Below are 25,037 nucleotides of genomic sequence, written 5' to 3' on the forward strand. Positions count from 1 at the left end.
GACGGCATAACGGCCATGCGCAGGCGTCACGATCGTCCAAGCTTGCCGGAGCGTTTCTGATACGCCGCTAAATCTTTGCAGTGCAAAGCGGGTGAATGCGGATTTTCGCCTTTGCGGTTCCCGGTTTTCGACCTTTTGCCTATAGTCGGCACTTCGCAAAAAAATACGATAAATCCCTCACACATCACAAAAACCTGTTGATCGAAGTCAAAGTGCGAAGCAAGCTTGTGAACGATATGGTTCACTTTGGGGCGCGGAAGAGATTGCCCCCGCATAAGGAGATGACACATGAAAAAAACGATCACGAACAAGGCAATGCTGGCGCTGTTCGTATCCTTCGCGCTGGGCGCGCTGGCGGCATGCGACCAGACGCAAGAAGCTGCGGCGGTTGCTGGTGCGGACAACGTGCCCAACATGACTGCCCATATCGAAAACCCGATGTAAGGGCCTCCGCGTCCCGAAATCAGAATTTGGCCTCGTACTCTTGCGCCCGATGGTAAGTCAGGGTGCAAGGGCGGGGCAGGCGCTCCCGTCAACTCGGCGGGAGCTTCGCCTTTCGCGCATGGTGAGGCAGTCCCTCTTTCACTGCGGGGGCGTCCTCCCGGGGTATTCGTAAGCGACCCCCCTGAATGCGGTAAAGCGGGTCACGATTGCTCTGCAATCTCGGGTTTCGCCAAGGTCGCTGTCGAAGCGGCCTGCCAGCGGCCATTAGCCTTGCGGCGTCACGCGATGAGGTTTGATCCCGACGCAGCGCTAGCGCTGGTGTCCACCCGGTCCCCGTCATTGGACACGTTCTGGATATTTCAACGCACGAATGGCTTCGTTTCGTGTACTATCCGGAAACTGCGGCTCGGTTGCTGGCGGGCCGCAGTCAAGATTGTCAATTGTGCAAGAGTGGAGTTAGGCCCGATTGAGTTGGATGGAAAAGTCGTGCCGGATGTCTCGCTGCGGAAGCGTGCTCACGATCTATCCAACAGCGGTGCTATTCTTGTCCAAAAGAAGACACAACATTGCCATCAGCCCGTGTGATCCACCCTATTCCACGAGCGATCACGCCCGGATGCCGGGCGGCGCGAACTTGAAGGAGCTCTCGATCATGAATGTTTGCCGCGTTAACCTTGATTTGTTTGTCGTGATTGATGATTTCCGAACCGCGGTGAAAACCAAATACAAGCTTTGCTTTTCCGACGGCCTTCCGGCGCAGGCGAAACTGGCGCCGATGGTCCTGAGCGGCTCCACAGATCCGAGCCAGCCGGAAAATGTTTTCACCTCTGCCCTGCGTCAGGAATTGTTCGGCCAGCGTGCCGTCTTCGACGCCTCGAACTTCTCGGTCGACGTCAAGGTTCGTTCCGGCGCTTCAAGGGATTTGGAGGTCGAGGTCGAAAGACGCTGGCGCAGAGCCCTCGTCTCGTTTCTCGAAAGCTACATCACCAAGACGCAGCCGAAGCTCTCGTCGGAGCGCGCGCAGGGCTGGTTCACGGAGCCGATGCTCGTACCCGAGGCGCCCCGTCACTGACAGCCCCGCCCGCGGCCCGTTTCAGAGCGCAGATCGCTCTTGAGGCGTTGCGTTCTGAGCAGACAGTCGCGGAATGTGCGCAGGTTTCGATGCAACCTGGATCATTCGCCGAGCTGGCCGATGATCCGAGCCTGTTTCATCTGGCGGCGAATTTGCGATCGTAGAACCCGCGCACGAGGAGCGCCATCGCGCCTTCAAGCGGAAGCCACGCAAGGCAATAGAGCCAGACCAGCAAGGCGACGCTCCAGCCGATCGGGGTCACGAACAGCCCGTAGACCGCGATCAGCGTGCCCAGAAGTTGCGTTGCCTCGGTCGTCGCAAAAAGCCGCAGCGCCGGGAAGGGCCTGCGCCAGAACCAGCTTTGGTGGCGCGTGACGAACAGCGTCATGTGCCCCGAGACGAGAAGCTTCAGGAAGATGATCGTCTGGATCTGGTCGCGGGGCAGGCCGAGATGCGCATCGACGAACCAGAACAGCAAGAAGGTCTCGATCACCCCTGTCACGCCGAGGGTGGCCGCGACGGTCAGCACGCGCCGCATGTCCCATCGCACCGGGCGCGGCGAGACCGAGACATTATCATAGGCGATCATCATGATCGGGAAGTCGTTGAGCACCGCCAGAAGGACGATCATGATCGCGGTGACCGGGTAGAAATCGAAGACGAGAATGGTGAGCGTCATGAACAGCAGGACCCGGATCGTCTCGGCCACGCGGAAGGTGGCGTAGCTTGTCATCCGGGCGAAGATCCTGCGCGATTCCTCGATCGCGGTGGTGATGATCGACAGGCCCTTGTCGGTCAGCACGAGATCGGCGGCAGCGCGGGCGGCATCGGTCGCCCCGCTCACGGCGATGCCTGCATCTGCCTTGCGCAGGGCAGGGGCGTCATTCACCCCGTCCCCCGTCATCGCGACAATCGAGTGTCCGGCCTGTAGCGCTTCGACGATGCGGAATTTGTGCTCGGGCAGAACGCGGGCGAACCCGTCCGCGGCGCGGACATTGGCCTCGACCGTCGCGGGGTCTCCGTCAAGCAACTCGCCGGCGGGATAGATCTTTTGCCCGAGGTCGAGCTTGCCCGCGATCTGGCGCGCGATCGCCTCGTGATCGCCGGTGATGATCTTGACGTCGATCCCCATCTCGCGCGCCTCTGCGATGGTGCTTGCCGCATCTGGGCGCGGCGGGTCGATGATCGGCAGCAGGCCAAGAAACTCCCAGTCCGCGTCCGCAAGCTTTCTTGCGGCCCCGAGCGCTCGGTAACCCTGCTGTGCCAGCGCCTCGACGTCGCCTTCCACCGCTTCGCGCAAGTGGGCGTCCATCGCGGCGAGCTCGACGATGACCTGAGGCGCCCCTTTGGCGACCCGCCAGCGCTTTCCATCGAGTGCCACCTCGGCCTCGCTGCGCTTGCTGACGGGATCGAAGGGCGTGAAATCGAGGGTTTCGATCGCCGTCAGGGCAATCTTGTCGGCCGCGGCAAGCACCGCCGTGTCGATCGCATCGGGGGCATCGCGGTCACAGGCGAGCGCGGCAGCACTCAGCAAATCCTCGACCGCGACACCCTCTGCCGGGCGCGGGTTCTCGACGGTCAATTCATTGAGCGTCAGCGTGCCTGTCTTGTCCGAACACAGCACATCCACCCCGGCCAGTTCTTCGATCGACACGAGCCGCGAAACGATTGCCTTCATCCGCGCCAGACGTTCCGCGCCCACCGCCATCGTCACCGACAAGACGGTCGGCAAGGCCACAGGGATTGCAGCGACCGTCAGGATCAGGGCGAACTGGATCACCTCGAGCGGCGGATTGTGCCGCTGGAAGGAGACGATGACGATCATCGCCACAAGAACCAGCGCAGCCGCGATCAGGAAATTGCCGATCTGCATCACGGCCTTCTGGAAATGCGACTTGCCGGTCGTGGTCTGCACAAGCGACGCGGTATGCCCGAAATAGGTCTCCATTCCGGTCGCGGTCACTTCGCCCGTCATCTCGCCCAGCTTAATCACCGAACCCGAGAAGGCTTTGTCGCCGACCGACTTGTCGACGGGCAGGGACTCGCCGGTCAGCGCCGCTTCGTCGACCGAGAGATACTGGCCCTCGAAAAGGTCCAGGTCCGCCGGAACGATCTGGCCGATCGACAGGCGCACGATATCGCCGGGCACGAGTTCGCGCGCGGCGATTTCCTGCCATTGCCCGTCCCGTTTCACGCGGGCATTCGGCGCGAGCTGCGCCTTGAGCGCCGCGATGGCCGAACTTGCCTTGCTCTCTTCCTTGAACCCCACGGCGGCGTTGATCAGCAGCATCACGAAGATCACGCCGAAATCGGACCAGTCGCGCAGCACGAGCGACAGGCCTGCGGCAAGCTCGATCAACCAGGGGATGGGGCCCCAGAAATACCCCGCGATGCGTTGTAGCAGGGTCTTTTCTTCACTCTTGAGCGCATTGGGGCCGTATCGCTCGAACCGCTTCGTTGCCTCCGCCGTGCTCAGACCGGTCTTGCGGTCCGTTTTCGGCAGGTCGTTCCGGGTCTGCGGCTCAGTGACGGTCTGGTCCATTTTGCGTGTCTCCAGCTTTGGCCCCGAGAGATCCGAGCCACTGGCCGATTTCCGGCCAGACATTCGCAAGGGTATGGCTGCCCATGAAAAGTCCGATATGCCCGCCCTCGACCAGCCGGGAGACGATCTCGTCGCGCTTGGTGCCGAGAAGCGTCTCGGCTGCGAAAACCTGCTCGCGCGTGGTGATGTCGTCGCTCTTTCCCGCGAGCAGGAAGGTTGGGCAGGTGATCACGCCGAGATCGAGCTTTTGCCCCAGGCCGACGAACTTGCCCTTGGCGAAGAGGTTCTGTTTGAACAAGAGGTCGATGGCTTGCAGGTAATAGCGCCCGGGCAGATCGATCGGGTTCTCGTACCAACTCTCGAAGTGCTCGGTGCGCTTCATGAAATTCCGATCGTCGATATGCTGATAAAGGTCAACGAACTTGCCGAAATATTGCTGATCGGCATGCATGTTCTTCCAACCCGTGAGCATGAAGCGCCCCGGCATCCGGCCCTCTCCCGCCTCGACCATCTCCTGATAGGCCGAAAGCGGCATCTGATGGGCGAGCTTGCGGATCGGCCCGTGCCCGGCATCGGTGTCGATGGGCGCGCCGGCCAGAACGAGGCCTGCGACCTTTTCGGGGAAACGCGCGGCATACATCGCCGACATCCACCCCCCCTGACATAGGCCCACCAACATCACGCGCCCTCCGAGATCGTCGACCGCGACATTGATCTCGGCGAGATACTTGTCGATGTCGAAATCACGCATCTCAGGCGTCGCGCTTTTCCAGTCGGTGCAGAGCACGTGCCCCAGCCCGGCGGCCAGCAGCGTCTCGATCAGGCTTTGGCCTTTCGCATAATCCGCGATGGTCGAGGAGTGACCGGCATAAGGCGCATCGACCAGCACCGGGATGCCGCCGCCGGTGCCGCCGAAATCGCGCAGCCGCATCGTGTCGAGGTCGAGGAGCACGTGGTTCTTCGTGGCCCATTGCGGCTCGGGCGGGGTCGTGATCTTCGCGGCCTCGTCGAGATAGGTCAGCCCTTTCTCGACCGCATCGAGCCCGATCTTCTGCCACTCCATCGCGGCGGCCATCGGCCAGAAGAAGGGAACGCTATGCTCATACGTCTTTTCTGCATCACTCATGATCGACACTCGCAAGAAGTTTCTGCACTGCAGTATCTTCTTGAAACGCCACCGAGGCTGAAATTGCAAGCAAAGCCGAAGGTGCGCGCGGCAACGTGAAGGTTTCGTGCGAAGGGGTGAGAGGATTGCGACGAGAGCAAACTAGGGGTTTCTCGCGTGTGCTCAATCCCTTCGGTGCAATGTGACGGGAGCTCGCGCCAAGGGGGCTCACCCTTCGATGGCGACAAGGTCGGCGGAGCGGGCGATGGGGCGCATCTGCCCCATTGCCCTCAATCTGCGCTCAGAAGATCTCGAACAGCCCCGCCGCGCCCTGACCGCCGCCGATGCACATCGACACCACGCCGTAGCGCGCGCAGCGCCGTTTGCCTTCCAGCAGGATATGCCCCGCCATCCGCGCGCCCGACATGCCATAGGGATGCCCGATAGAGATCGCGCCACCATTGACGTTGAGCTTCTCATCGGGAATGCCGAGCTTGTCGCGGCAATAGAGAAGCTGCGCCGCAAAGGCCTCGTTGATCTCCCACAGGTCGATGTCTTCGATGGTCAGTCCTGTGCGCTCCAGCAGGCGCGGGATCGCGAAGACCGGGCCGATCCCCATCTCGTCCGGCGCACAACCCGCCACCGCGAAACCCCGGAAGGCGCCCAGCGGCGAGAGCCCGCGCCTTGTCGCTTCCTCACCCGACATCACCACGCAGGCCGAAGCGCCATCGGAGAGCTGCGAGGCATTCCCGGCGGTCACGCATTTCTCGGGGCCCAGAACGGGTTTGAGGCTCTCCAACCCGTCCAGTGTCGTGCCGGGGCGATTGCACTCGTCGAGCTCCAGCCGCACCACCTCTTCATGCGTCTCGCCCGTGGTCTTGTCTTTCACGAGCTTCACCGCCTCGACCGGCACAATTTCCGCATCGAACCTCCCCGCCTCCTGTGCCGCAGCCGTGCGGTTCTGGCTTTGCAGCGCATAGGCATCCTGCATCGCGCGCGTGACGCCGTAACGTTCGGCCACGACCTCGGCCGTCTCGATCATCGACATGTAATAGGCGTCCGGCACGCCGGGACTGCGGTAGCGATAGCCGTTCCAATGGCTGTTCTGTACCAGCGAGATCGAGTCGAGCCCGCCCGCCAGTGCCACCTCGACACCCTCGGCCATCACCATATGCGCGGCCGAGGCGATCGCGTTGAGCCCCGAGGCGCATTGCCGGTCCACGGTCACACCCGCAACCGTATCCGGCAGGCCCGCGGCCAGAGCGATATGGCGCGCAACGTTGACGCCCGTGGAGCCCTGGGTGAGCGCCGAACCGAAGATCGCCTCTTCGATCTCGCCGCCCTCAAGCCCTGCTCGCGCCACGGCGGCCTTCACCGCATGGGCGGCCAGCGCCGGACCTTCGAGATTGTTGAACGCGCCGCGATAGGCTTTGCCGATCGGTGTGCGGGCGGTGGAGACGATGACGGCGTCGCGCATGGGGAACCTCAGATGGTTTCGAGACCGCACCAGTCCGCGATGAACAGGGCGGTGGATTGGGTGATGCGCCGGATGCTTTCCAGCTCGACGCGCTCGTTGAAGCCGTGGATCGCCTCGGCGCGCGGCCCGTAGACCATAGCGGGAGTGTCGGCATAAAGCCCGAAGAACCGGGCATCAGTGGTCGCGGTGATCGCCATGCGGTCGAGCGCCGAGCCGTTGACCGCCACGTGCGCCGCGTCCAACGAGCCGATGGCGGCCGTGGCAGTTTCCGAACGGTCGTCCGCCAGCGCATACCCCTCGGCCATGAAACCGTGCCAGACGATCTCGGGCAGCGAGTTCTTGAGGAAGGCGTTGGAGCGCGCGGCCTCCATGATCGTGTCCACGATCTCGGTTTTCGCGGCTTCGATATCCTGACCGGGATAGATCGCGATCCGCATGTCGAACACGCACCAGGCGGGCACGGAACTCGCCCAGTCGCCGCCCTTGATCTTGCCGATGTTGAGATTGATCGGGTGATGGGTGTGACCGTATTCGGAATGCCGACAGCCGGGCGCGTTCCAACGCTCTTCCAGCCCGTGCAGCGCGGAAATCAGCGGGATCGCCGCCTCGATCGCATTCGCGCCGGAGCCCGCATAGGCAACGTGCGTCGGCAGCCCCTTGAGATGCACCTGTGCCCAGATCACGCCAAGCTGCGCGCTGACCAGCTTTTCCTCGAACGGCTCGGGGATCAGCGCGGCGTCGGCCTTGTAGCCGCGTTCAAGACAGGCCAGCGCGCCGTTGCCGGTGCATTCCTCCTCGACGACCGATTGGAAGAACACATCCGCTGCTGGCGCCAAGCCAAGCGACCGCAGTGCATCAAGCGCGAACAGGTTTGACACCAGCCCGGCCTTCATGTCACCCGCGCCACGACCGTAAAGCCAGCCGTCATCGACATGCGGCTGGAACGGCGGACGGTCCCACATGTCCAAGGGCCCCGCAGGCACCACGTCGATATGACCGTTGAGGATCAGCGAGCGGCCTTTCCGGGTCGTGCTGCGATGGCTGCCCACCACGTTCACCGCGTCCTCGTAATCGCCGATCACCGGCGAGAAGCCCGGCAGGTTCCGGATCTTGTCCACCTCGATCTGCCAGCGGTCGACCTCGTAACCGCGCTCATTGAGCGCCCCGGCCATGCAATCCTGTGCGCCTTGCTCCTGCCCACGGGTGGACGGGTACGCGGTCAGTTCGGACAGAAAGGCGATCTCGTCGTCGAACGCGTCATCGACCGCCGAGAGGATGCGGGTTTGCAGCTCTTGATCCATGTCTCACCTCAGAATGTCGGAATATCGCCAGCGGGGATCGCGATCGGCGCGCCGGTGGCCTCGCGCAGCTCGGGCAGCGAGACACCTTCGGCCAGCTCAACCAGCGCGAAGCCCTCGGGCGTCACATCGACCACCGCCATGTCGGAATAGATCCGCGCGACGCGGCCCTTGGCGGTCAGCGGCAGGGTGCAGGCCTCCAGCAGTTTCGGATTGCCCTTGCGGTCGCAATGGGTGGTCATCACGACGACGCGCCGCGCCTTTTGCGCCAATTCGATCGCGCCGCCCGCGCCCGGAGAAAACTTGCCTGGGATCTTCCAGTTCGCCAGATCGCCGTTCTGCGCAATCTCGAAGGCGCCGAGCAGGGTCAGGTCGAGCCGCCCCGAACGTACCAACGCGAAGCTCACCGCGCTGTCGAAAAAGGCCGAGCCGGGGATCGTCGAGACATAGGCCCCGCCCGCATCGATCAGGTTCCGGTCCGCCTTGTCGTAAGGCAGGGTCGGCCCGATCCCGGTCAACCCGTTTTCCGAATGGAGGCAGACGGGAAAATCGGCGGGCAGGTAGTTCACCACCTTGGTCGGCAGGCCGATACCAAGGTTCACGACCATACCGGGCGCGATCTCGCGCGCGGCACGGGCCACCATGCGGGATCTAGCGTCGGACAATGCCATACTCCTGAGAAAGTTCGGACAGCTCCACGACCTGATCGACGAAAGCGCCGGGGGTCTCGACCGCGTCGGCGCCGAGGCCTCCAAGCGGAACAAGGGTCTCGGTCTCGGCGATCACCTGTTTCGCGGCCATCGCCATGAGCGGGTTGAAATTGCGCGCGGTGGCGGCATAGGCGAGGTTGCCGAACGGATCGGCGGTGGTTGCGTGGACCAGTGCCACATCGGCCCGCAAGGCGGGCTCGACCAGCATCGGGCGGCCCTCCATCTCGACGACCTGCTTGCCCTTGGCCAGTTCGGTGTCGATGCCGATATCGGTGAGGATCGCGCCCAGCCCCGCGCCGCCTGCACGGATGCGCTCGGCGAGGATGCCCTGGGCGCAAAACTCGACCTCGATCCGACCCTCGTTCATCGCGGCGATGGCGTTGGCGTTGAGACCCAGATGGGTGACGATCAGCTTGCGCACCTGACCTCTTGCGATCAGGTGGTCGATCCCCATGCCTGCCTCGTTCGCGTCGTTCTTCACCAGCACCAGATCGCGCTGGCCCTGACGGGCGAGTTCGCGCAGCAGCGTGAAGGGTGTACCGGGCACACCGAAGCCGCCGACGAGCACCGTCGCCCCTTGCGGGATCGCGACCACGGCCTCTTCGAGCGTGGTGGATTTGTTGGGCAACTTCATGCGCTCACCTCCTCGATCACCGGCAGGTCGTGCTTGGCGGCGAAGGCATCGAGCGCGTCGGTCAGGATCTCCATGATCTCACCGATCTGCGGCTCGGTGATGATCAGCGGCGGACAGACGAGGAAGTGATCGCCCTCGTAACCGCCACGCGTGCGGCGCGCATAGATGATCAGCCCGCGCTCGTAAGCCAGTTCGACCAGCTCAGAATGGGCGTTCCACTCCTTGGGCAGGACCTTCATCATATCGCGATCCGAGACCAGCTCGAACGCCAGCAAAAGCCCCTTGCCGCGCACATCGCCGATGAAGGGATAGCGATCCATCAGCCCGGTCAGGCGGGTCTTCAGAACTTCGCCCATTCGCGCGGCATTGCCGACGATGTCGTGCTCTTCCATCTCCTCGAGTACGGCCAGCCCTGCCGCGCAGGCCAGCGGATTTCCGGCATAGGTAAAGCCATGAAGGAAGCCGCCCGCATTCAGGAGCGCCTCGACCATATCGCCCCGCGCAACCACCGCGCCCAGTGGCGCATAGCCCGCGCCGAACCCCTTGGACATGGCGATGATGTCCGGCGTGATCCCCCAATGCTCGGCTGCGAGGAACTTGCCGGTGCGGCCCGCCCCGGTCATCACCTCGTCGAAGATCAGCAGGATGCCGTATTCGCGGCAGATCTCGGCGATGCGGGTGTAATAGCTGTCGGGCGCGACCAGCGCCCCGGTCGAGGCGCCGCCCACCGGCTCCATGAGGAAGGCGAGGACGGTGTCGGGGCCTTCCGCCTCGATCTGCTCGCGCAGTTTCTCGGCATATTTGAGGCCGCGCTCTTCTTCGGTGAGGTTGTCGCGGTCGAGATAGCAGGTCGGCGCCGCGATCTTCGGCATCTCTTCGAACATCGGCGCGAATGGGCCGGTGAACAGCGGGCTTCCGGTCACGCCGAGTGAGCCCATCGTCGCCCCGTGATAGGAGGGCAGGCGCGAGATCACCTTCCAGCGGCTGCCCTGCCCTTGCGTCACCGCATATTGCCGCGCGAGCTTCATCGCCGTTTCGACCGCCTCGGAGCCGCCCGAGACGAAGAACACCCGATCGAGCCCTTCGGGCATCAGCGAGGCCACCTTGGCGGCCAGATCCTCGGAGGGACGCGTGCGGAAATGCAGGCGGTAGCCGAAGGTCGCCTTGTCCATCTGCGCCTTCATCTTGGCGAGCACGCGCGGATTGGAATGGCCGATATTGGACACCATCGCGCCCGACGATCCGTCGATATAGCGCTTGCCGGATTCATCGTAGAGATAGATCCCCTCGCCATGGTCCAGGAACGGACGGGGCTGACGGGACTGATAGAACAGGTGGGACTGTTCGTCGCTCATTTCGCACCTTCGAGATGTTTGCGCAGGAAATTCCGAGTTCGCTCTTGCGTCGGGTTGCGGAAGACTTGCTCGGGCGGGCCTTCCTCGACCACGACGCCCTGATCCATGAACAGCACGCGGTCGCAGACCGAGGCCGCGAAATCCATCTCGTGGGTCACGATGATCATGGTCATGTGCTCTTGTGCGAGCTTCTTCATCACGAGGTTCACCTCCTCGACCAGCTCGGGATCGAGCGCCGAGGTCGCCTCGTCGAAGAGCATCAGCTTGGGTTTCATCGCGAGCGCACGCGCAATCGCCACGCGTTGCTTCTGACCGCCCGAAAGCTGCGCGGGGTAATAGTCGATCCGCTCGAGCATCCCGACGTGATCGAGCTGTTCCTCGGCGAGCTTGTCGGCCTCCTTGTCCGAGATCTTCTTGAGAAGCTTCGGCGCCATGGTGACGTTTTCGCGTACGGTGAGATGCGGGAAGAGGTTGAAGTGCTGGAACACCATCCCGATTTCCTGGCGCATCTGGTTGATGTGCTTTTCATACTGGCGATGCGGCAGGGCCTTGTTCACCTGAACACCGTCGAGCCAGATTTCACCACCCGTGAGCGGATCGAGATCGTTGATCGCGCGCAGCAGCGTGGATTTGCCCGAGCCCGAGGGGCCGATGATCGCGACGATCTGGCCGCGCTCGACATTGAGCGAGATATCCTTGAGCACTTCGAGCGTGCCATAGGATTTCTGCGCGTGACGGATCTCGACGAAGGAATGGGGCGCGGTCATGTCGATATCTCCCGGTTCAGCGATAGAGGCGGTTGCGGTTCTCGAACCAGCGAAGCACCGCTTCCATGCCGAGATTGATGATGTAGTAAAGGACGGCGGCGGCCGCATAGAATTCGAAGGCGCGGTAGGTCTGGCCGATGGCACGCTGCGCCGAGAGGGTCAGTTCCGACACCCCGATCACCGAGACGAGCGCGGAGTCTTTCAGCAGCGCGATCATGTTGTTCCCGATCGGCGGGATCACGTCGCGCACCGCTTGCGGTACCACCACCTTGATCAGCGCCTGGCGACGCGACAGGCCAAGCGTGCGCGCGGCCTCCATCTGGCCCTTGTCCACCGCGATCATCGCGGTCTGGATCAGCTCGGAGTTATAGACCGCGAAGTGAAAGCCCAGACCGATCACGCCCGCCACGAAGGCCGGAAGGTCGATCCCGATCTGCACGAGCCCGAAATAGATCAGGAAGAGTTGCAGCAGCAACGGCGTGCCCATGAAGAGCCACGCGAGGAAGCGGAACGGCAACCGGATCGCCATCGGCGCATAGAGCGCGATCACCGCCAGAAGGATGCCGCCGAAGAAGCTCAGAACAGCCGAGGCCGCGGTGATCGCAACGGTCCAGAGTACGCCGAGAGCAAGCGTGCCGTAGAAAGGCGGGAGGACGGAGAAGTCGAGTCCCATGTCTTACTCCTGTGCCGCTTGGGGGTGGGGGAAGGTCAGGCTCATGCGGGCAGCCTCACCTTGCGGTCGAGATAGGCCACGCCCTTGCCCGTGATCGTGATGATCACGAGGTAGAGGACACCGGCAAGGAAGAACATCTCGAAGGGTTTGTAGGTCGAGCCGATATAGCGCTGCGCGGTATAGGTCAGTTCGACCACCGAGATCGCAGAGACCAGCGCCGTGCCCTTGATCTGCGCGTTGATATTGACGCCCAGCGGACGGATCATCAGGCGCAGCGCCTGCGGGAGCACCACCTTGCGGAAGGCCTGCGAGCGCGACAGGCCCAGGGTGCGGGCGGCTTCGCCCTGTCCCTTGTCGATCGCGATGATCGCTCCGCGCATCGTCTCGGTCATGTAGGCGCCGATATTGACGCCCAAGCCGATCACGCCGGCCTCGAACGCATCAAGTTGGATGCCGATCTGCGGGCCGCCGAAATAGAGCAGGAACAGCTGGATCAGCGCGGGCGTGCCGCGAAAGAAGCTGACATAGGCCGCACCCAAGAAGCGCAATGACTTGAAGCGCGAGAGCCGGGCGGTCGCGCCGAGCGCGCCGCAGATCAGCCCGAGCGCGATGGTCAGGACCGACAGCTCGATCGTGATCAGGGCGGCTTCGAGGAAATAGGGATAGACCTTGAGGATCAGTTCCGTATCCATGCGTTCGCGGGTCCCGGCGTCTTGAGAAAAGTTTTCCGCGCCCGCCGCCGCAATCAGCGGCGGGCGCGGTTCGTATCAGCCATAAGCCGAGCGTCAGCGAATGTCGCCGCCGACCCACTTGTTGGCGATCTCGAGATAGGTGCCGTCTTCCTGCATCGCGTCGAGCGCGTCCTGCATGGCTTTCTTGAGTTCGGGATTGTCCTTGCGGATCGCGATGCCCGCCTGATCGGCCACGCCGCCCAGATCGACATCAAGCTCCTTGATCGGCGCGTCGTTCTTCGAAATCGCGAGCAGGACCGGGATATCGTCGTTCACGATCGCATCGACGCGGCCGTTCTCGAGTTCCAGCATCAGCTCGGGGAGGCCCTTGTAGGTGCGCACGTTGTAGCCCTGATCGCGGGCCCATTGCTCGTGCGTCTCGCCCAGCGTCACGCCCAGCGTCGCGGATTTCAGGTCGTCGAGGGTCTGGATCTTGCTGTCCTTGGTGACGAAGATCCCGCGGCTCATGCGATAGTAGGGGCCGACGAAATCGACGACCTTCTCGCGCTCGGGCGTGATCGACATCGAGCCGACGATGGCGTCATACTTGTTGGCCAGAAGACCGCCGATGATGCCGTCCCAGGCTGTCGTGATGATCTCGACCTTGAGGCCCATGCGCTTGGCGATTTCCTCACCGATGGCCGGGTCGAAGCCGACGACTTCGTTCTGTTCGTTGATGAAGTTGAAGGGCGGGTAGGCGCCCGACATGGCGATGCGGATCACGCCCTTTTCCTTGAGGCTCTCCAGCTCGTCCGCCATCGCGAGCGAGGGCAGCGAAATCCCGGTCGCGGCGAGCGCGCCAGCGCCGAGCAGGGTTTTGAGAAGCGTTCTGCGGTTAGTCATGTGTCTCTCCTGATGGATTGCATAACGGGCGCCCTGTTCCCGGTGCGTCCCGCTCTGGAAAGGCCTGCTGGCCCCCTCGAAGGAAACGCTTGCATGCGGCAAGATATCGCGCAAATAAATAATCAAAATCTTCAATATAGATAAGATTGATGGTCAAGCCCTACGAACAGCGCTTCCCCTGGCACCTCGACTGGAACCTTCTGCGCACTTTCATGGTGGTGGTGGAGCAGCAGGGCATCTCGCGGGCAGCCTATTTCCTCGGGCTCAAGCAACCGACGATCTCCGCTGCGCTCAAGCGCCTTGAGGACACCGCCGGGCATGAGCTTATCATCAGAAAACCAAATGAATTCAAGGTGACGCGCGCTGGAAGCCTGCTTTATCAGGAATGCGCGCAGATCTTCGGATCGGTGTCTCAGCTTCCCTCGTTGCTGCAAAGCGGGGCCGAGGAATTGCGCGGTCACATCTCGATCGCCACGACCTCTCACGTGATCTCGGACCATTACGACGCGGTGCTGCACGACTTCGCGGTCGCCCATCCCAAGGTGACTTTCTCGATCGCGGTGGCCGAAAGCGAAGAGGTCGTCAGCCGCGTGCAGCAGAACCGCGCGAGCCTCGGAATATGTCTGCTGCACAAAATTCCCGCAAACTTGAAGGCGTCGATCCTCTATCGCGAATATTTCGGCTTGTTCTGCGGCGCGCGCCATCCGCTGTTCGGACAGGAGCGAATCGAGCTTTCCGAGATCGAGGGGGAAACCTCGGTCTCCTTCCAGACCGAAACCGAGGAGGGGCCGCTCTTTCCGGTGGCGCAACTGCGCGCACGGGCGAAGCTTGCCCCGGGCTGGAGGGGCGTATCGTCGAACCTGCACGAACTGCGCCGGATGATCGTGGCCGGGGTCGGGATCGGCGCGCTGCCGCTGCATGTCGCCAAGCGCGACGTGGAAAGCGGGCGGTTGCGTCAGCTCCCGCCCTACACGGAACTGCCGATGGTCAATATCTACCTGCTGACCAATCCGCTGCGAAAGCAATCGGATGCCGAGATCGCCTTCCTTGCTCTTTGTCAGGCGGCGATCACCGGGACCGATCTTGCGGAGCGAACTTACGAATAATGCGGGGTCGGTGTCGGAACCCGGGCCGGGGGCTGATCTGCCCCGGCCCGGGTTTTGGGCAAATGCGCTCCCGTCTCAGCGCGCGCGGTAGCTGCCTTGACGCTCCAGCATCCAGCCGGGATATTCGGCGGGCAGCGCGCTGACCTTGTCGAGGGTCGCCAGCTCTTCGGGATCGAGCGTGATCTGCGTCGCGCCGATATTGTCGCTCAGCTGATCGATCCGTTTCGCGCCGACGATCACGCTGGTGACGACGTCTTGATGCAGCAGCCAGGCAAGCGCCACCTGTGCCACGCTCACCCCCTTCGCCTCGGCGATCGGGCGCATCGCGTCGATCACGTCGAAGGCGCGATCCTTCTCGACCGGCGGGAAATCGAAGGTTGCGCGGCGACCGTCCGCCCCCTTGCCGTCGCGATCATATTTGCCCGAGAGCAATCCGCCCGCGAGGGGGCTCCAGACCATCAGGCCGATCCCGGTGTCGCGCAGCATCGGCACGATGTCGCGCTCCAGATCGCGTCCGGCAATGGTGTAATAGGATTGTAGCGAGAGGATCGGGGCGAGCTTGCGCGCCTCGGTGATGCCTACCGCCTTCATTACCTGCCAGGCCGCCCAGTTCGACAGCCCGACATATCGGATGTGGCCGTGCCGTACGAGCGTATCGAGCGCCTCGAGCGTCTCGGTGATCGGCGTCATCGGGTCGAAGCCGTGAATCTGGTAAAGGTCGACGTGGTCGAGTTGCAGCCGCGAGAGGCTCGCCTTGCATTGCTCCATGATGTGATAGCGCGAAGCGCCGCGTTGGTTGATGCCTTCGCCCATGGGGCCGAGTACCTTGGTCGCGATCACTACCTCGTCGCGTGCCACGCCGAGATTGCGCAGACTTTGCCCGAGGATCCGCTCGCTCTCGCCCCCGGCATAGATGTTGGCGGTGTCGATGAAGTTGATGCCGGCGTCGAGCGCGGTGCGTACCAGCGCGTCGGCCTCGTCCTGGCGCAGCTGGCCGATCTGGCGCCACATGCCCTCGGAGCCGCCGAAAGTCATCGTGCCAAGGCAAAGTTCAGAGACCAGAAGGCCGCTCGGGCCGAGAGGTTTGTAACGCATGGGTCTGTCCTTTCCGGTTGGAAGGGCGCGGCATGGCCGGGCCCGATGCATCCCAAGATGGGGCAGGGGTGCGGAGCGGGCGAGGGCGATCCTCTCGAATGATTGCACGATCCTGTCATCTGGCGCTCTTGGCGCTTTGTATTGCCGGGGCAGGGGTCTAGTGTGGAAGCCATGGACAATGCAGGTTTGGACAGGCTTACGGATTGCGCGGAACGGCTGTGGCGCGTTCACGGCGCGCAATTGCCGATCGAAGGTTTGACGCTGGCGCGGCGAACGACACCGAGCGGGCCCTTTCACGGTGTCTACAAACCCTCGCTTTGCGTCGTGCTGCGGGGGGCGAAGATCAGCAGGCTGGGCTCCCAGGCTTTTCGCTACGATGCCGGGAAATGCCTGATCGCCTCACTCGATGTCCCGATCCGCGCCGAGGTGGTCGAGGCCAGCCCCACCGCCCCCTATCTTGCTTTCGCGCTCAATCTCGACACGACGCTCGTGGCCGAGATGCTGATCGGTGCGCGCGGCGGCGATGCGGGAGAGGGGCCGACGCTACCCGCGCTTGCGGTGCATGAGATGGACGAGGCGCTGATCGACCCGCTCGCGCGTCTGCTGGCGCTGGCCGAGACGCCGGGCGACATCCCCGTTCTTGCGCCGATGCTGCATCGCGAGATCGTCTGGCGTCTGCTCAACGGGCCGCAAGGTGCGGCGCTGCGTCAGGTGGGGCTTGCCGGAAATCGCCTCTCGCAGATCGGTCAGGCGATCGGCTGGATCCGTCAGAACTTCACGCAAACGCTCAGCGTGGCGCATCTGGCCGCTCTCGCGGGAATGAGCGCCGCGACCTTCCATCGCCATTTCAAGGCGGCCACGGGGATGACCCCGGTGCAGTACCAAAAGAGCCTGCGCTTGCAGGAGGCGCGACGGCTTCTGCTGTCGGAAGGGCGCGACGTGGCCCGGATCGGCTTTGCGATCGGCTATGACAGCCCCTCGCAATTCAGCCGCGAATACCGCCGGATGTTCGGCGCGCCTCCCGGGCGTGACCTCGCCCAGATGCGCCGCGAGGTGGCGATGGTCCCCAGCCGCTGAAGCCTCAGCCCGCCAAGGCCCGGAGATGCGCCTCGACGCCTTCGGCGAGCGCGGGCAGGTGATAACCGCCCTCGAGACAGGAAACGATGCGCCCGTTGCAATGCTGGGCGGCCACGGCGCAGATCGCCTCGGTCAACCAGGTGTAATCCGCGCCGGTCCAGAGCAGGCCCGAGATATCGTCCTCGCGATGCGCATCGAAACCGGCCGAGAGGATGATCAGATCGGGCGCGAATGCGTCCAGACGCGCAAGCGCGATCTCCCAGGCCGCACGCATTTCCTGCGTCCCCGTTCCGCTCGCAAGCGGCAGGTTCAGCATATTGTCATGCGCGCCGGTCTCCGAGGTCTCGCCCGTCCCCGGCCAGAGGGTCTCGGGCTCCTGATGGGACGAGACGAAGAAGCTGCGCGCCTCATGCCACAAGATGTCCTGCGTGCCATTGCCGTGATGAACGTCGAAATCGAGCACCCCGACGCGCGACAATCCGTGACGCTCAAGCGCATGGAGCGCGGCGAGGGCCGCGTTGCCATAGATGCAAAAACCCATTGCGCGTGTGCGCGTCGCGTGATGCCCGGGCGGGCGGGTCGCGACAAAGGCGTGACGGCTCTCGCCCGAGAGCACCAGATCGACACCCTGCAACGCTCCCCCGGCACCGAGCAGACTTGCGCGGCGCGAGCCGGGCGAAACATGGGTGTCCTCGTCAAGATCGACATGCGCCTCGCGCGCGAAGACCTCATCGAGGGCCGCGAGATAGCGCGGATCGTGGCCCAGAAGCAGATCCGCCTCGTCGGCTTCGCGCGCCTCGACGATCGGCAGGCCCATCCGGTCGATCACCGCTCGGACGGTTTCGAGACGCGCGGGACGCTCGCGGTGACAGGGCCCGGTGTCATGGCCAAGGCAATCCTCATGGGTGATCGTGATCAGCTCGCGCATACCGCTCTCCAGCAACCGGTGGGGTGTCCATCTTTCATGTTTCGCGGCGACGCTGCGCCATGCCCGGCCAAATGACAAGCGCGACGCGGGGAACCGGCGCCATATCCGCGCCGGTGGCGACTGTCTTCGTCCTCGGCGCGAAGCGGACCCGCAACCGGTCGCTCGCCACACAACAAGATTGACCTGCTCCCAATTGGCAATATCCTTTTGGCCCGGATGAGCTGCGGTTCATCCGGGCAATCGGATCTAAGGGAGGAGATACGATATGTGCCATGTTTTCGCCGGTCAGGACCCGGAGCGCTATTCCAGCGAAACGCGCCGGCTGCGGCTCAATGGCCAGAGCACGAGCATCAGGCTCGAGAATGCGTTCTGGGATATTCTCGATGAAATCGCCGCCCGCGACGGGGTGTCCACGCCGACCTTCATCTCGACATTGCATGCCGAGGTGCTGGAGCTGCGCGGCGAGCCGTCGAACTTCACGTCTCTGCTGCGCTGCGCCTGTCTGAAATTCATGGAAATCTCGACCGATCGTGCGCCGCTCGCCGTCGCCGCCGAGTGATCGAAAGCCTGACGCCAAAGTTTCTTCAAGGGTAGTATAGACCTACTACCCGGACCGCATCGGTCCGCTGCTACGCTCTCAGAACCAATGACAGCAAAGCAGCGGGAGCAACCGGTGGCAAAATCCATTCATTCCATGATCCGGGTCCTCGACGAGGATCGTTCGGTGGCGTTCTACGACAAGGCCTTCGGGCTGAAGGTCGCGGACCGTCTCGACTTTCCGGATTTCACGCTTGTCTATCTGAGCAATCCCGAGACCGAGTTCGAGCTGGAACTCACCATCAACAAGGGCCGCAGCGAGCCCTACGACCTTGGCGATGGCTACGGCCATTTCGCGGTTTCGGTCGATGATCTCGACGCTGAACACAAACGCTTTGAGGCGGAGGGGCTCGCGCCCCGCAAACTCGTGGAATTCGCGCCGGCAGGGGAGGTCGTCGCGAAGTTCTTTTTCGTGGCCGATCCGGATGGATACCAGATCGAGGTGATCCAGCGAGGCGGCCGCTTCAAGTGAGATTTTCCTAAGGGAGACATCAGGGAGGAGACGACAATGGCAACCAAGGTAGGCTCGAAAGGGCTCACCCGACGGCAGCTTTTGGCGCGGGCGACCGCGGCGGGGGCGAGTTTCGTCGTGGGCTCGGGGTTCATGGCGGCGCGCAACGCGGCCTGGGCGACCGAGCTCTCGGCGCTCCAGCCGACGACATTCGCGACGCTGGTGCAGATGGCGCGCGACATCTATCCGCACGACAGGATCGACGACCAGTATTACGTGCTCGCGGTCAAGGGCTACGACACCGCAGACGCGGCGCCCGAGATCGAGGCGGGGATCGCGGCTCTCGATGCGGCGGCGCGCGGCAAGGGGTTCGCGAATTACCTCGAAACGGGCTGGGAAAAGGATCGCGTCGCGATCTTGCGGGGCATGGAGGAGAGCCCCTTCTTCCAGAAGATCCGGGGCGGTCTCGTGACCGGTCTCTACAACCAGAAAGCGGTCTGGCCGATCTTCGGCTACGAGGGCGAGTCCTATTCCAAGGGCGGCTACATCAACCGCGGTTTTGATGACATCGACTGGCTGTAAGGGAGGCGGACATGGTTGCTAAATTTGATCTGAGCGACGACAGCGTCGTCGTCATCATCGGTACCGGCGCCGGCGGCGGGGTGCTTGCGAACGAACTGGCGCAAAAGGGCGTCAAGGTGGTCGCGCTCGAGGCAGGCGGTCGCTATCTGCCCGACGATTACATCAACGACGAGTGGGAAAGCTTCGGCCAGCTCGCCTGGACCGAGCCGCGCACCACGAGCGGCGACTGGCGCGTGGCCAAGGATTTCTCGGGGCTGCCCGCATGGATCGTGAAAGCGGTCGGCGGCACCTCGATCCACTGGGCCGGCGCGAGCCTTCGCTTTCAGGACCACGAGTTCAAGACGAAGACCCATTACGGTAATGTCGACGGGGCGAACCTGCTCGACTGGCCGATCGATCCGGCCGAGCTGGCACCCTATTACGACAAGGCCGAGGCCAAGCTGGGTGTCACGCGCACCGGCGACCGCCCGGGCCTGCCGGGCAACAACAACTTCAAGGTGCTGGAGAAAGGCGCGAAGGCGCTAGGCTATCAGGAAGTGAATACCGGCCATATGGCGATCAACTCGATCGAATATGACGACCGGATGTCGTGCCAGCAGACGGGCTTCTGTTTCCAGGGCTGCAAATGGGGAGCGAAATGGTCTTCGGCCTATACCGACATCCCGCGCGGCGAGGCGACCGGCAATCTCGAGGTGCGCGATCACTGCCACGTCGCGCGCATCCTGCATGACGACAAGGGCAAGGCCTCGGGGGTCGAGTATTTCGACAAGGACGGCAATCTGCAGATGCAGAAGGCGAAGATCGTCTGCCTTGCGGGCAACTCGATCGAGAGCCCGCGCGTGCTGCTGAACTCGCATTCAGCGATGTTCCCGGACGGGCTTGCGAACTCCTCGGGTCAGGTCGGGCGCAACTACATGCGTCACACCACGGGCTCGGTCTATGGCGTGTTCGACAAGCCGGTGAAGATGTGGCGCGGCACGACGATGGCGGGCATCGTCCGCGACGAGGCGCGTCACGATCCCTCGCGCGGATTCGTCGGTGGCTATGAGCTGGAAACGCTCAGCCTCGGCCTGCCGTTCATGGCGGCCTTTCTCGATCCGGGCGGCTGGGGGCGCGAGTTCACCTCGGCGCTCGACAGCTACGAGAACATGGCCGGAATGTGGATCGTCGGCGAGGACATGCCGCAGGAGACCAACCGCATCACCCTCAATCACGGGGTCACCGATGCCTATGGGCTGCCGGTCGCGAATGTGAACTACACCGATCACCCCAATGACCGGGCGATGCGCGATCATGCCTATGCCCGAGGCGCCGCGATCTATGATGCGGTGGGTGCGACCCGGACCTTCCCGACGCCGCCTTATCCGTCGACGCATAATCTCGGCACCAACCGGATGTCGGAGAAGCCGCGCGACGGGGTGGTGAACAAGCACGGGCAGGCGCATGACGTGCCCAACCTGTTCATCTCGGATGGCTCGCAGTTCACCACCGGTGCGGCAGAAAACCCGACGCTGACCATTGTGGCGCTCGCGATCCGTCAGGCGGATTTCATCGCTGCGGAAATGTCCAAGGGCAATATCTGAAACCCGTTGCGGTGATCAGTGACAAAGGGACCGGGCCGCCTGCGGGTGGCCCGGTTCGTTTTGGATGGGGCGAGGCACGCCCGCCGAACGTAGCTGATACGCTTTGCGGGCAATTTCGCGGCGTTCCCGAAGCTGCCCGCCTCAGGGCCTGACACGCGGACAGGCATCGGCGGGGCTCAGAGGCCGAAGGGAAAGGTCTCGCCCTCACCTTTGCCGAAGGCGGCTGGAGCGGCCGTTACCGCTTTCGTCTCGTCGAACCAGACGAAACCGTCATACTGATCGGGCAGCGTGGCGTGCGAATAGTGGCTCCAGCGCTCGGTTTCGGGGCGGTAGATCACGCCGATGTAACGCTCCAGACGCGGCTCGGAGAGCGCATGACGCAGGCCCGGGGGCAACCTCTCCCCGAGATCGAGCAGGAAACGGGGCTCGCCCGTCGCATGGCACAAGGCCTCGTAGCTGTCGGGCCGCGAGGGGCGGACCTCTTTCACTTCCATCGGCGCGCCCCATTCTGAGGCTGCAGCGACCGTGCCGCCATGCGTGCCGAACCCGATCAGCGCGGCCTTTGCGCCATAGGCCTCGCGGCAGAGCTGGCCGATATTCCACTCGTTGCGCGTGCGGCCCATATCGGTGAAGCGTGCGTCTCCGATGTGAGAGTTATGGGCCCAGACGACCGCCTTGGCCTCGGGACCGCCACGCTCGAGGATGCGTTCGAGCGTTTCGAACATGTGCCGGTCGCGCAGATTCCATGTCTCGTTCGAGGCGTAATACATCACGCGGTAATAGCGTTCTGCATTCGCGACGAGCCGGGCGTTCTGCACCGCGTCGAAGAAGTCGTCACCGTCGCGTGCGGAATAGTCGAGTTCGCCTTCGAGAAGGTCGAGCAAGGTGCGCGTCACCGGGTCTTCGCAGAGCGCATAGCCGTGGCTGAGCGAGGCGCGTCCGTAGGCGGCAAGCTGATGCGACCAGGGATCGAAACAGGCATAGCGTTGCCGCGCTTCTTTGGCGGCCACGGGATCCACGTTGTCGAGATAATCAAGCACCGCCGAGATCGAGGCGGACAAGCTGTAGAGATCGAGCCCCGAGAAACGCACCTGCTGATCCGGCGCGCGCTGCGCATTGAGTGCCTGCAGCGCTTTGACGAATTCATCGACTTCGCGGTTGCGCCACATCCAGGTCGGAAAGCGCGTGAAGGGTCGTTCGCGATCCTTATGCGCAGGCAAGTTTCGGATGTGTCGGTCGATCGCGCTGGCATCGGGCCAGTCGGCTTCGACGCAGATATGGGTGAAGCCGTGTTTCTCGATCAGCCGTTGCGTGATCGCAGCGCGGGCACGGTAGAATTCCGAGCTGCCATGCGAGGCCTCGCCCAGCAGCACGATGCGTGCATCCGCATAGCGGTCGAAGGCCTCGGCGAAGGTCGGGTCGTCGATCTCGGGCAAGGGCTGGATGGCCTTGCGCAGCGCGGTCGCGATCTCCTCGGGTGTTTTGGGGTGCGTCTCGAGCTGTGGGTGAACCGCCGAGGCGGGCAGGCGGAGATTGTTTTCGAACCACTCGCCCGCCATTGCGCATACCATCTCGAGAGTGCCGGGCTCTTCGAAGAGATGCGTCGCTCCCGGTACGATCCTGAGCGCCTTTTGGCAGCTCAATTCCGCCAGAGCGGCACGGTTAAGCGCTATCACCTGATCGTCATCGCCGCCCACAATCAGAAGGCTGGGCGCGGTGACCGACCCGAGATGCGACCCGGCGAGATCGGGGCGACCGCCCCGTGAAACCACCGCCGCGACCCGGTCCCCCAGTTCGGCCGCTGCGACGAGGGCGGCCCCGGCCCCCGTGCTCGCGCCGAAAAGTCCCACGGGAAGATCTGCAATGTCGGGCTCGCCACTGACATAGAGCACGGTTTCGACGATCCGCGCGGCGAGAAGCGGGATATCGAAGACATTGTGCCTGTCCTCCGCTTCTTCCGGGGTGAGCAGATCGAAGAGCAGCGTGGCGAAACCGCGCGCGTTGAGCGTGTCGGCTACCGCCTTGTTGCGGGGGCTGAGCCGGCTCGACCCGCTCCCGTGAGCGAAGATCACGAGCCCTTTGGGATCGGCGGGCACCGTCAGATCGCCGTCCAGATGGTGCGGAGAAATCTTCACGACGCGGCGCATCGTGCTGGCCGTCTCGGTCGCGGCCGGATCCTCATCCGCCGCCCAGCCTTGCTGCAAAAGCCCGACCGTCTCTTCATCCGTGAGCTGGTGGAAATCGTCATAAAAGGCACCGACGCCATAAAACCGCTCCGTCGGATTCAGGCAGACAACGAGATCGGCAAGTTCTTCGAATTCGGGTATGGCGGAGGCAGGTGCGACGGGAACGGCTATCCAGATCTGCGCTGCCCCTTGCTGACGCAAGCCCAGAAGGGCCGCTTTCATCGTGGCGCCCGTTGCCAGCCCGTCATCGACGAGGATCGCGGTACGGCCCTCGGGCGAGATTTGCTTGTGGTCGCCCAGATAGCGCTTCCGGCGCCGTTCGAGTTCCACCAGCTCGCGGGCGCGCTCGCCTTCGAGATAGTCCGCATCGGCGTGAGAATGGCGTCGTACCGCCTCGTTGATCACCATTTGCGGATTGGCGCCGTCCACGATGGCCCCGAGTGCAACCTCGGGCGAGCCCGGCGCGCTGATCTTGCGCACGAACACCAGATCGAGCGGCGCTTTGAGAGCGCGTGCCACTTCCAGCGCGACCGGAACACCACCGCGCGGTAATCCGAAAACGACGGGCCGATCCGGTTTCAGATCCGTCAAGCGGCCGCCGAGCATCCGGCCGGCCTCTGCGCGATCTGCAAAACGCAATTCCCTGTCAGCCATCACGACGCCTCCCCTCCGGGCCCGACACGACCGGGATACGCTGCGGTCGAAGTCAGCCTGTTCTGGTGATCCGAGATTTAGTCTAACACCAAACAGAGCGCTCGAAATTGATCTTGCGCATCACAGCGCGGGGGGCTTTCTCTTCGCTCATCGGGATCGCGGTCAGAAGGAACCGGGGAGGGCTGTCTGGACGCGATCCGGGCCTTCGCAGCAGGCGCTCAGTCGAAGCTTGCCCTGAATGAGGTCGCCGTCAGCGACACATGCGCGTCGAGCGGCGGACGGAGTTCGAAGGCGCGGGGGCCGCGCGAGAACTGATATAGGCGAAACAACACCCAGTCCTCGCGGCGATCATCCGCCACGGCCAGTTCGTTGCGCGAGATATGGAAGGGCGTGCGCTCCCAGCCGTTGGTGGTCTTCACCTCGATCAGACGAGGCCGACCTTCCGGCGTGAAGCTTCGGATGTCGTAACCTGCCCCGTCGCCCTCTTGCTGGCTCACCCATACAATCTCGCGGGCGAGGTCGTCGCGGCCGGCGGCGCGGAGCACGCTTTTCTCATGATGGAGCACACGTTCTTCGCCCATCTTGCCGAGCGCGCGGTTGCGTTCGTCCCGGCCCGCCACGTCGAACTTTCTCGCCACCGAAAGCATCTGTTCAAGTTCGCCTGGAGGCGGCGTGTTTCGCTGCGTCGGCGGCGGCTCGGGCCAAAGCGGTGTGGCATCCTGGAAGTCGCGTGACCCCGGATGAGTTGGCGGCACGATCCAACCACCTTGCTTCTGAAGCTGGCGGCTCACGACGTCTTCGAGCGACGCCTGGAAGTTGAACGCGGGTTTGTAGCCGGAAATCCAGGTCTCCCCCAAGCTCTTCAGAACTGCCGAGATGTTCTGGTGCTTGAACTCGATCGACCCGCGCGATCTATCGATCTGTGACTGGAGGTCGCGATTGTGTGCTGCCTTGTTGTAGCGCTTTCCCGAGAGATCGTCTGCGAGCATGGCGAAGTATTCCGCTACGATCGCGGCGTTTTCCGCCTCACTCCAATCCTCGCCTGCCATGGCGCCAGGCTACGATTGGGTATCTGATATGTCAGTAGAAAAGCAGACTGTCGGGTCGGTTCCGTAAAGCGACCGGTC

General features: G+C 63.4%; 23 protein-coding genes. 8 read left to right on the forward strand and 15 right to left on the reverse strand.

Features of this window, described 5'->3' with window-relative positions; genetic code table 11:
- Nucleotides 1-288: 288 nt before the first annotated feature.
- Nucleotides 289-444, forward strand: a complete 156-nt coding sequence (locus BMI90_RS18815; RefSeq protein WP_158521720.1) for a hypothetical protein — start codon at nt 289-291, stop codon at nt 442-444.
- A gap of 466 nt (nt 445-910) precedes the next feature.
- Complete coding sequence (locus BMI90_RS15315; RefSeq protein ID WP_168172806.1) at nt 911-1,516, forward strand: hypothetical protein; 606 nt, start codon at nt 911-913, stop codon at nt 1,514-1,516.
- A gap of 136 nt (nt 1,517-1,652) precedes the next feature.
- Here the strand turns inward: BMI90_RS15315 and BMI90_RS15320 are convergent, their stop codons facing one another.
- The 11 genes from BMI90_RS15320 to BMI90_RS15370 all read right to left on the reverse strand — a co-directional run bounded on the left by BMI90_RS15320 (nt 1,653) and on the right by BMI90_RS15370 (nt 13,651).
- Nucleotides 1,653-4,058, reverse strand: coding sequence for a plasma-membrane proton-efflux P-type ATPase (locus BMI90_RS15320; RefSeq protein WP_078530379.1), 2,406 nt, complete (start codon nt 4,056-4,058; stop codon nt 1,653-1,655).
- The gene (locus tag BMI90_RS15325) at nt 4,039-5,184 is read right to left on the reverse strand and encodes an alpha/beta fold hydrolase (RefSeq protein WP_078530488.1); all 1,146 of its coding nucleotides are present in this window, start codon (nt 5,182-5,184) and stop codon (nt 4,039-4,041) included. The genes BMI90_RS15320 and BMI90_RS15325 overlap by 20 nt, the downstream gene beginning before the upstream one ends.
- A gap of 280 nt (nt 5,185-5,464) precedes the next feature.
- On the reverse strand, nt 5,465-6,640 hold the full coding sequence (locus BMI90_RS15330; protein ID WP_078530380.1) for an acetyl-CoA C-acyltransferase: 1,176 nt from the start codon (nt 6,638-6,640) through the stop codon (nt 5,465-5,467).
- 8 nt (nt 6,641-6,648) lie between these two features.
- Entirely contained in the window at nt 6,649-7,941 is a 1,293-nt protein-coding gene (locus tag BMI90_RS15335) for an ArgE/DapE family deacylase (RefSeq protein WP_078530381.1), read from the reverse strand.
- A gap of 8 nt (nt 7,942-7,949) precedes the next feature.
- Nucleotides 7,950-8,603, reverse strand: a complete 654-nt coding sequence (locus BMI90_RS15340) for a 3-oxoacid CoA-transferase subunit B (RefSeq protein ID WP_246831565.1) — start codon at nt 8,601-8,603, stop codon at nt 7,950-7,952.
- On the reverse strand, nt 8,590-9,282 hold the full coding sequence (locus BMI90_RS15345; RefSeq protein ID WP_078530383.1) for a CoA transferase subunit A: 693 nt from the start codon (nt 9,280-9,282) through the stop codon (nt 8,590-8,592). Before BMI90_RS15345 ends, BMI90_RS15340 begins: the two co-directional genes overlap by 14 nt.
- The gene (locus BMI90_RS15350) at nt 9,279-10,637 is read right to left on the reverse strand and encodes an aspartate aminotransferase family protein (protein ID WP_078530384.1); all 1,359 of its coding nucleotides are present in this window, start codon (nt 10,635-10,637) and stop codon (nt 9,279-9,281) included. Before BMI90_RS15350 ends, BMI90_RS15345 begins: the two co-directional genes overlap by 4 nt.
- On the reverse strand, nt 10,634-11,404 hold the full coding sequence (locus BMI90_RS15355) for an amino acid ABC transporter ATP-binding protein (RefSeq protein WP_078530385.1): 771 nt from the start codon (nt 11,402-11,404) through the stop codon (nt 10,634-10,636). Before BMI90_RS15355 ends, BMI90_RS15350 begins: the two co-directional genes overlap by 4 nt.
- A gap of 16 nt (nt 11,405-11,420) precedes the next feature.
- The gene (locus BMI90_RS15360) at nt 11,421-12,077 is read right to left on the reverse strand and encodes an amino acid ABC transporter permease (protein ID WP_078530386.1); all 657 of its coding nucleotides are present in this window, start codon (nt 12,075-12,077) and stop codon (nt 11,421-11,423) included.
- Between the two features lie 41 nt (nt 12,078-12,118).
- Nucleotides 12,119-12,769, reverse strand: a complete 651-nt coding sequence (locus BMI90_RS15365; protein WP_078530387.1) for an amino acid ABC transporter permease — start codon at nt 12,767-12,769, stop codon at nt 12,119-12,121.
- 93 nt (nt 12,770-12,862) lie between these two features.
- Nucleotides 12,863-13,651, reverse strand: a complete 789-nt coding sequence (locus BMI90_RS15370) for a transporter substrate-binding domain-containing protein (protein ID WP_078530388.1) — start codon at nt 13,649-13,651, stop codon at nt 12,863-12,865.
- 149 nt (nt 13,652-13,800) lie between these two features.
- On the opposite strand from BMI90_RS15370, the gene BMI90_RS15375 reads away from it, so the two are divergent.
- Nucleotides 13,801-14,757, forward strand: a complete 957-nt coding sequence (locus BMI90_RS15375) for a LysR family transcriptional regulator (protein WP_078530389.1) — start codon at nt 13,801-13,803, stop codon at nt 14,755-14,757.
- A gap of 75 nt (nt 14,758-14,832) precedes the next feature.
- Here BMI90_RS15375 and BMI90_RS15380 read toward each other — a convergent pair whose 3' ends face one another.
- A complete protein-coding gene (locus BMI90_RS15380) occupies nt 14,833-15,852 on the reverse strand; it encodes an aldo/keto reductase (protein WP_078530390.1) in 1,020 nt (339 codons plus the stop codon).
- A gap of 171 nt (nt 15,853-16,023) precedes the next feature.
- On the opposite strand from BMI90_RS15380, the gene BMI90_RS15385 reads away from it, so the two are divergent.
- The gene (locus BMI90_RS15385; protein WP_078530391.1) at nt 16,024-16,929 is read left to right on the forward strand and encodes an AraC family transcriptional regulator; all 906 of its coding nucleotides are present in this window, start codon (nt 16,024-16,026) and stop codon (nt 16,927-16,929) included.
- A gap of 4 nt (nt 16,930-16,933) precedes the next feature.
- Here BMI90_RS15385 and BMI90_RS15390 read toward each other — a convergent pair whose 3' ends face one another.
- Nucleotides 16,934-17,857 (reverse strand): histone deacetylase family protein, encoded by a 924-nt coding sequence (locus tag BMI90_RS15390; RefSeq protein ID WP_078530392.1) that lies wholly within the window; start codon nt 17,855-17,857, stop codon nt 16,934-16,936.
- Nucleotides 17,858-18,122: 265 nt separating this feature from the next.
- On the opposite strand from BMI90_RS15390, the gene BMI90_RS15395 reads away from it, so the two are divergent.
- From BMI90_RS15395 to BMI90_RS15410, 4 genes are all read left to right on the forward strand, one after another.
- Complete coding sequence (locus BMI90_RS15395) at nt 18,123-18,416, forward strand: ribbon-helix-helix domain-containing protein (protein ID WP_078530393.1); 294 nt, start codon at nt 18,123-18,125, stop codon at nt 18,414-18,416.
- 114 nt (nt 18,417-18,530) lie between these two features.
- Nucleotides 18,531-18,926 carry a VOC family protein gene (locus tag BMI90_RS15400; protein WP_078530394.1) on the forward strand — a complete coding sequence of 132 codons (396 nt, stop codon included), beginning with the start codon at nt 18,531-18,533 and terminating at the stop codon, nt 18,924-18,926.
- Nucleotides 18,927-18,962: 36 nt separating this feature from the next.
- Nucleotides 18,963-19,487 (forward strand): Twin-arginine translocation pathway signal, encoded by a 525-nt coding sequence (locus BMI90_RS15405; protein WP_078530395.1) that lies wholly within the window; start codon nt 18,963-18,965, stop codon nt 19,485-19,487.
- 11 nt (nt 19,488-19,498) lie between these two features.
- On the forward strand, nt 19,499-21,070 hold the full coding sequence (locus BMI90_RS15410; protein WP_078530396.1) for a GMC family oxidoreductase: 1,572 nt from the start codon (nt 19,499-19,501) through the stop codon (nt 21,068-21,070).
- 176 nt (nt 21,071-21,246) lie between these two features.
- Here the strand turns inward: BMI90_RS15410 and BMI90_RS15415 are convergent, their stop codons facing one another.
- Nucleotides 21,247-23,910 carry an erythromycin esterase family protein gene (locus BMI90_RS15415; protein ID WP_078530397.1) on the reverse strand — a complete coding sequence of 888 codons (2,664 nt, stop codon included), beginning with the start codon at nt 23,908-23,910 and terminating at the stop codon, nt 21,247-21,249.
- Nucleotides 23,911-24,128: 218 nt separating this feature from the next.
- The gene (locus BMI90_RS15420; RefSeq protein WP_078530398.1) at nt 24,129-24,959 is read right to left on the reverse strand and encodes a DUF3883 domain-containing protein; all 831 of its coding nucleotides are present in this window, start codon (nt 24,957-24,959) and stop codon (nt 24,129-24,131) included.
- Between the last annotated feature and the right edge of the window lie 78 nt (nt 24,960-25,037).

Origin of the sequence: Thioclava sp. L04-15, assembly GCF_002020275.1 — a bacterium.
Taxonomy (GTDB): domain Bacteria; phylum Pseudomonadota; class Alphaproteobacteria; order Rhodobacterales; family Rhodobacteraceae; genus Thioclava; species Thioclava marina.

Bases quoted from the DNA above. Each gene is read 5' to 3' on its own strand.
- BMI90_RS15320 (WP_078530379.1), bottom strand. From the start codon at position 4,058: ATGGACCAGACCGTCACTGAGCCGCAGACCCGGAACGACCTGCCGAAA.
- BMI90_RS15335 (WP_078530381.1), bottom strand. From the start codon at position 7,941: ATGGATCAAGAGCTGCAAACCCGCATCCTCTCGGCGGTCGATGACGCG.
- BMI90_RS15410 (WP_078530396.1), top strand. From the start codon at position 19,499: ATGGTTGCTAAATTTGATCTGAGCGACGACAGCGTCGTCGTCATCATC.
- BMI90_RS15355 (WP_078530385.1), bottom strand. From the start codon at position 11,404: ATGACCGCGCCCCATTCCTTCGTCGAGATCCGTCACGCGCAGAAATCC.
- BMI90_RS15405 (WP_078530395.1), top strand. From the start codon at position 18,963: ATGGCAACCAAGGTAGGCTCGAAAGGGCTCACCCGACGGCAGCTTTTG.
- BMI90_RS15375 (WP_078530389.1), top strand. From the start codon at position 13,801: ATGGTCAAGCCCTACGAACAGCGCTTCCCCTGGCACCTCGACTGGAAC.
- BMI90_RS15325 (WP_078530488.1), bottom strand. From the start codon at position 5,184: ATGAGTGATGCAGAAAAGACGTATGAGCATAGCGTTCCCTTCTTCTGG.
- BMI90_RS15345 (WP_078530383.1), bottom strand. From the start codon at position 9,282: ATGAAGTTGCCCAACAAATCCACCACGCTCGAAGAGGCCGTGGTCGCG.
- BMI90_RS15420 (WP_078530398.1), bottom strand. From the start codon at position 24,959: ATGGCAGGCGAGGATTGGAGTGAGGCGGAAAACGCCGCGATCGTAGCG.
- BMI90_RS15370 (WP_078530388.1), bottom strand. From the start codon at position 13,651: ATGACTAACCGCAGAACGCTTCTCAAAACCCTGCTCGGCGCTGGCGCG.
- BMI90_RS15350 (WP_078530384.1), bottom strand. From the start codon at position 10,637: ATGAGCGACGAACAGTCCCACCTGTTCTATCAGTCCCGTCAGCCCCGT.
- BMI90_RS15390 (WP_078530392.1), bottom strand. From the start codon at position 17,857: ATGCGCGAGCTGATCACGATCACCCATGAGGATTGCCTTGGCCATGAC.
- BMI90_RS15415 (WP_078530397.1), bottom strand. From the start codon at position 23,910: ATGGCTGACAGGGAATTGCGTTTTGCAGATCGCGCAGAGGCCGGCCGG.
- BMI90_RS15365 (WP_078530387.1), bottom strand. From the start codon at position 12,769: ATGGATACGGAACTGATCCTCAAGGTCTATCCCTATTTCCTCGAAGCC.
- BMI90_RS15330 (WP_078530380.1), bottom strand. From the start codon at position 6,640: ATGCGCGACGCCGTCATCGTCTCCACCGCCCGCACACCGATCGGCAAA.
- BMI90_RS15380 (WP_078530390.1), bottom strand. From the start codon at position 15,852: ATGCGTTACAAACCTCTCGGCCCGAGCGGCCTTCTGGTCTCTGAACTT.
- BMI90_RS15385 (WP_078530391.1), top strand. From the start codon at position 16,024: ATGGACAATGCAGGTTTGGACAGGCTTACGGATTGCGCGGAACGGCTG.
- BMI90_RS15360 (WP_078530386.1), bottom strand. From the start codon at position 12,077: ATGGGACTCGACTTCTCCGTCCTCCCGCCTTTCTACGGCACGCTTGCT.
- BMI90_RS15395 (WP_078530393.1), top strand. From the start codon at position 18,123: ATGTGCCATGTTTTCGCCGGTCAGGACCCGGAGCGCTATTCCAGCGAA.
- BMI90_RS18815 (WP_158521720.1), top strand. From the start codon at position 289: ATGAAAAAAACGATCACGAACAAGGCAATGCTGGCGCTGTTCGTATCC.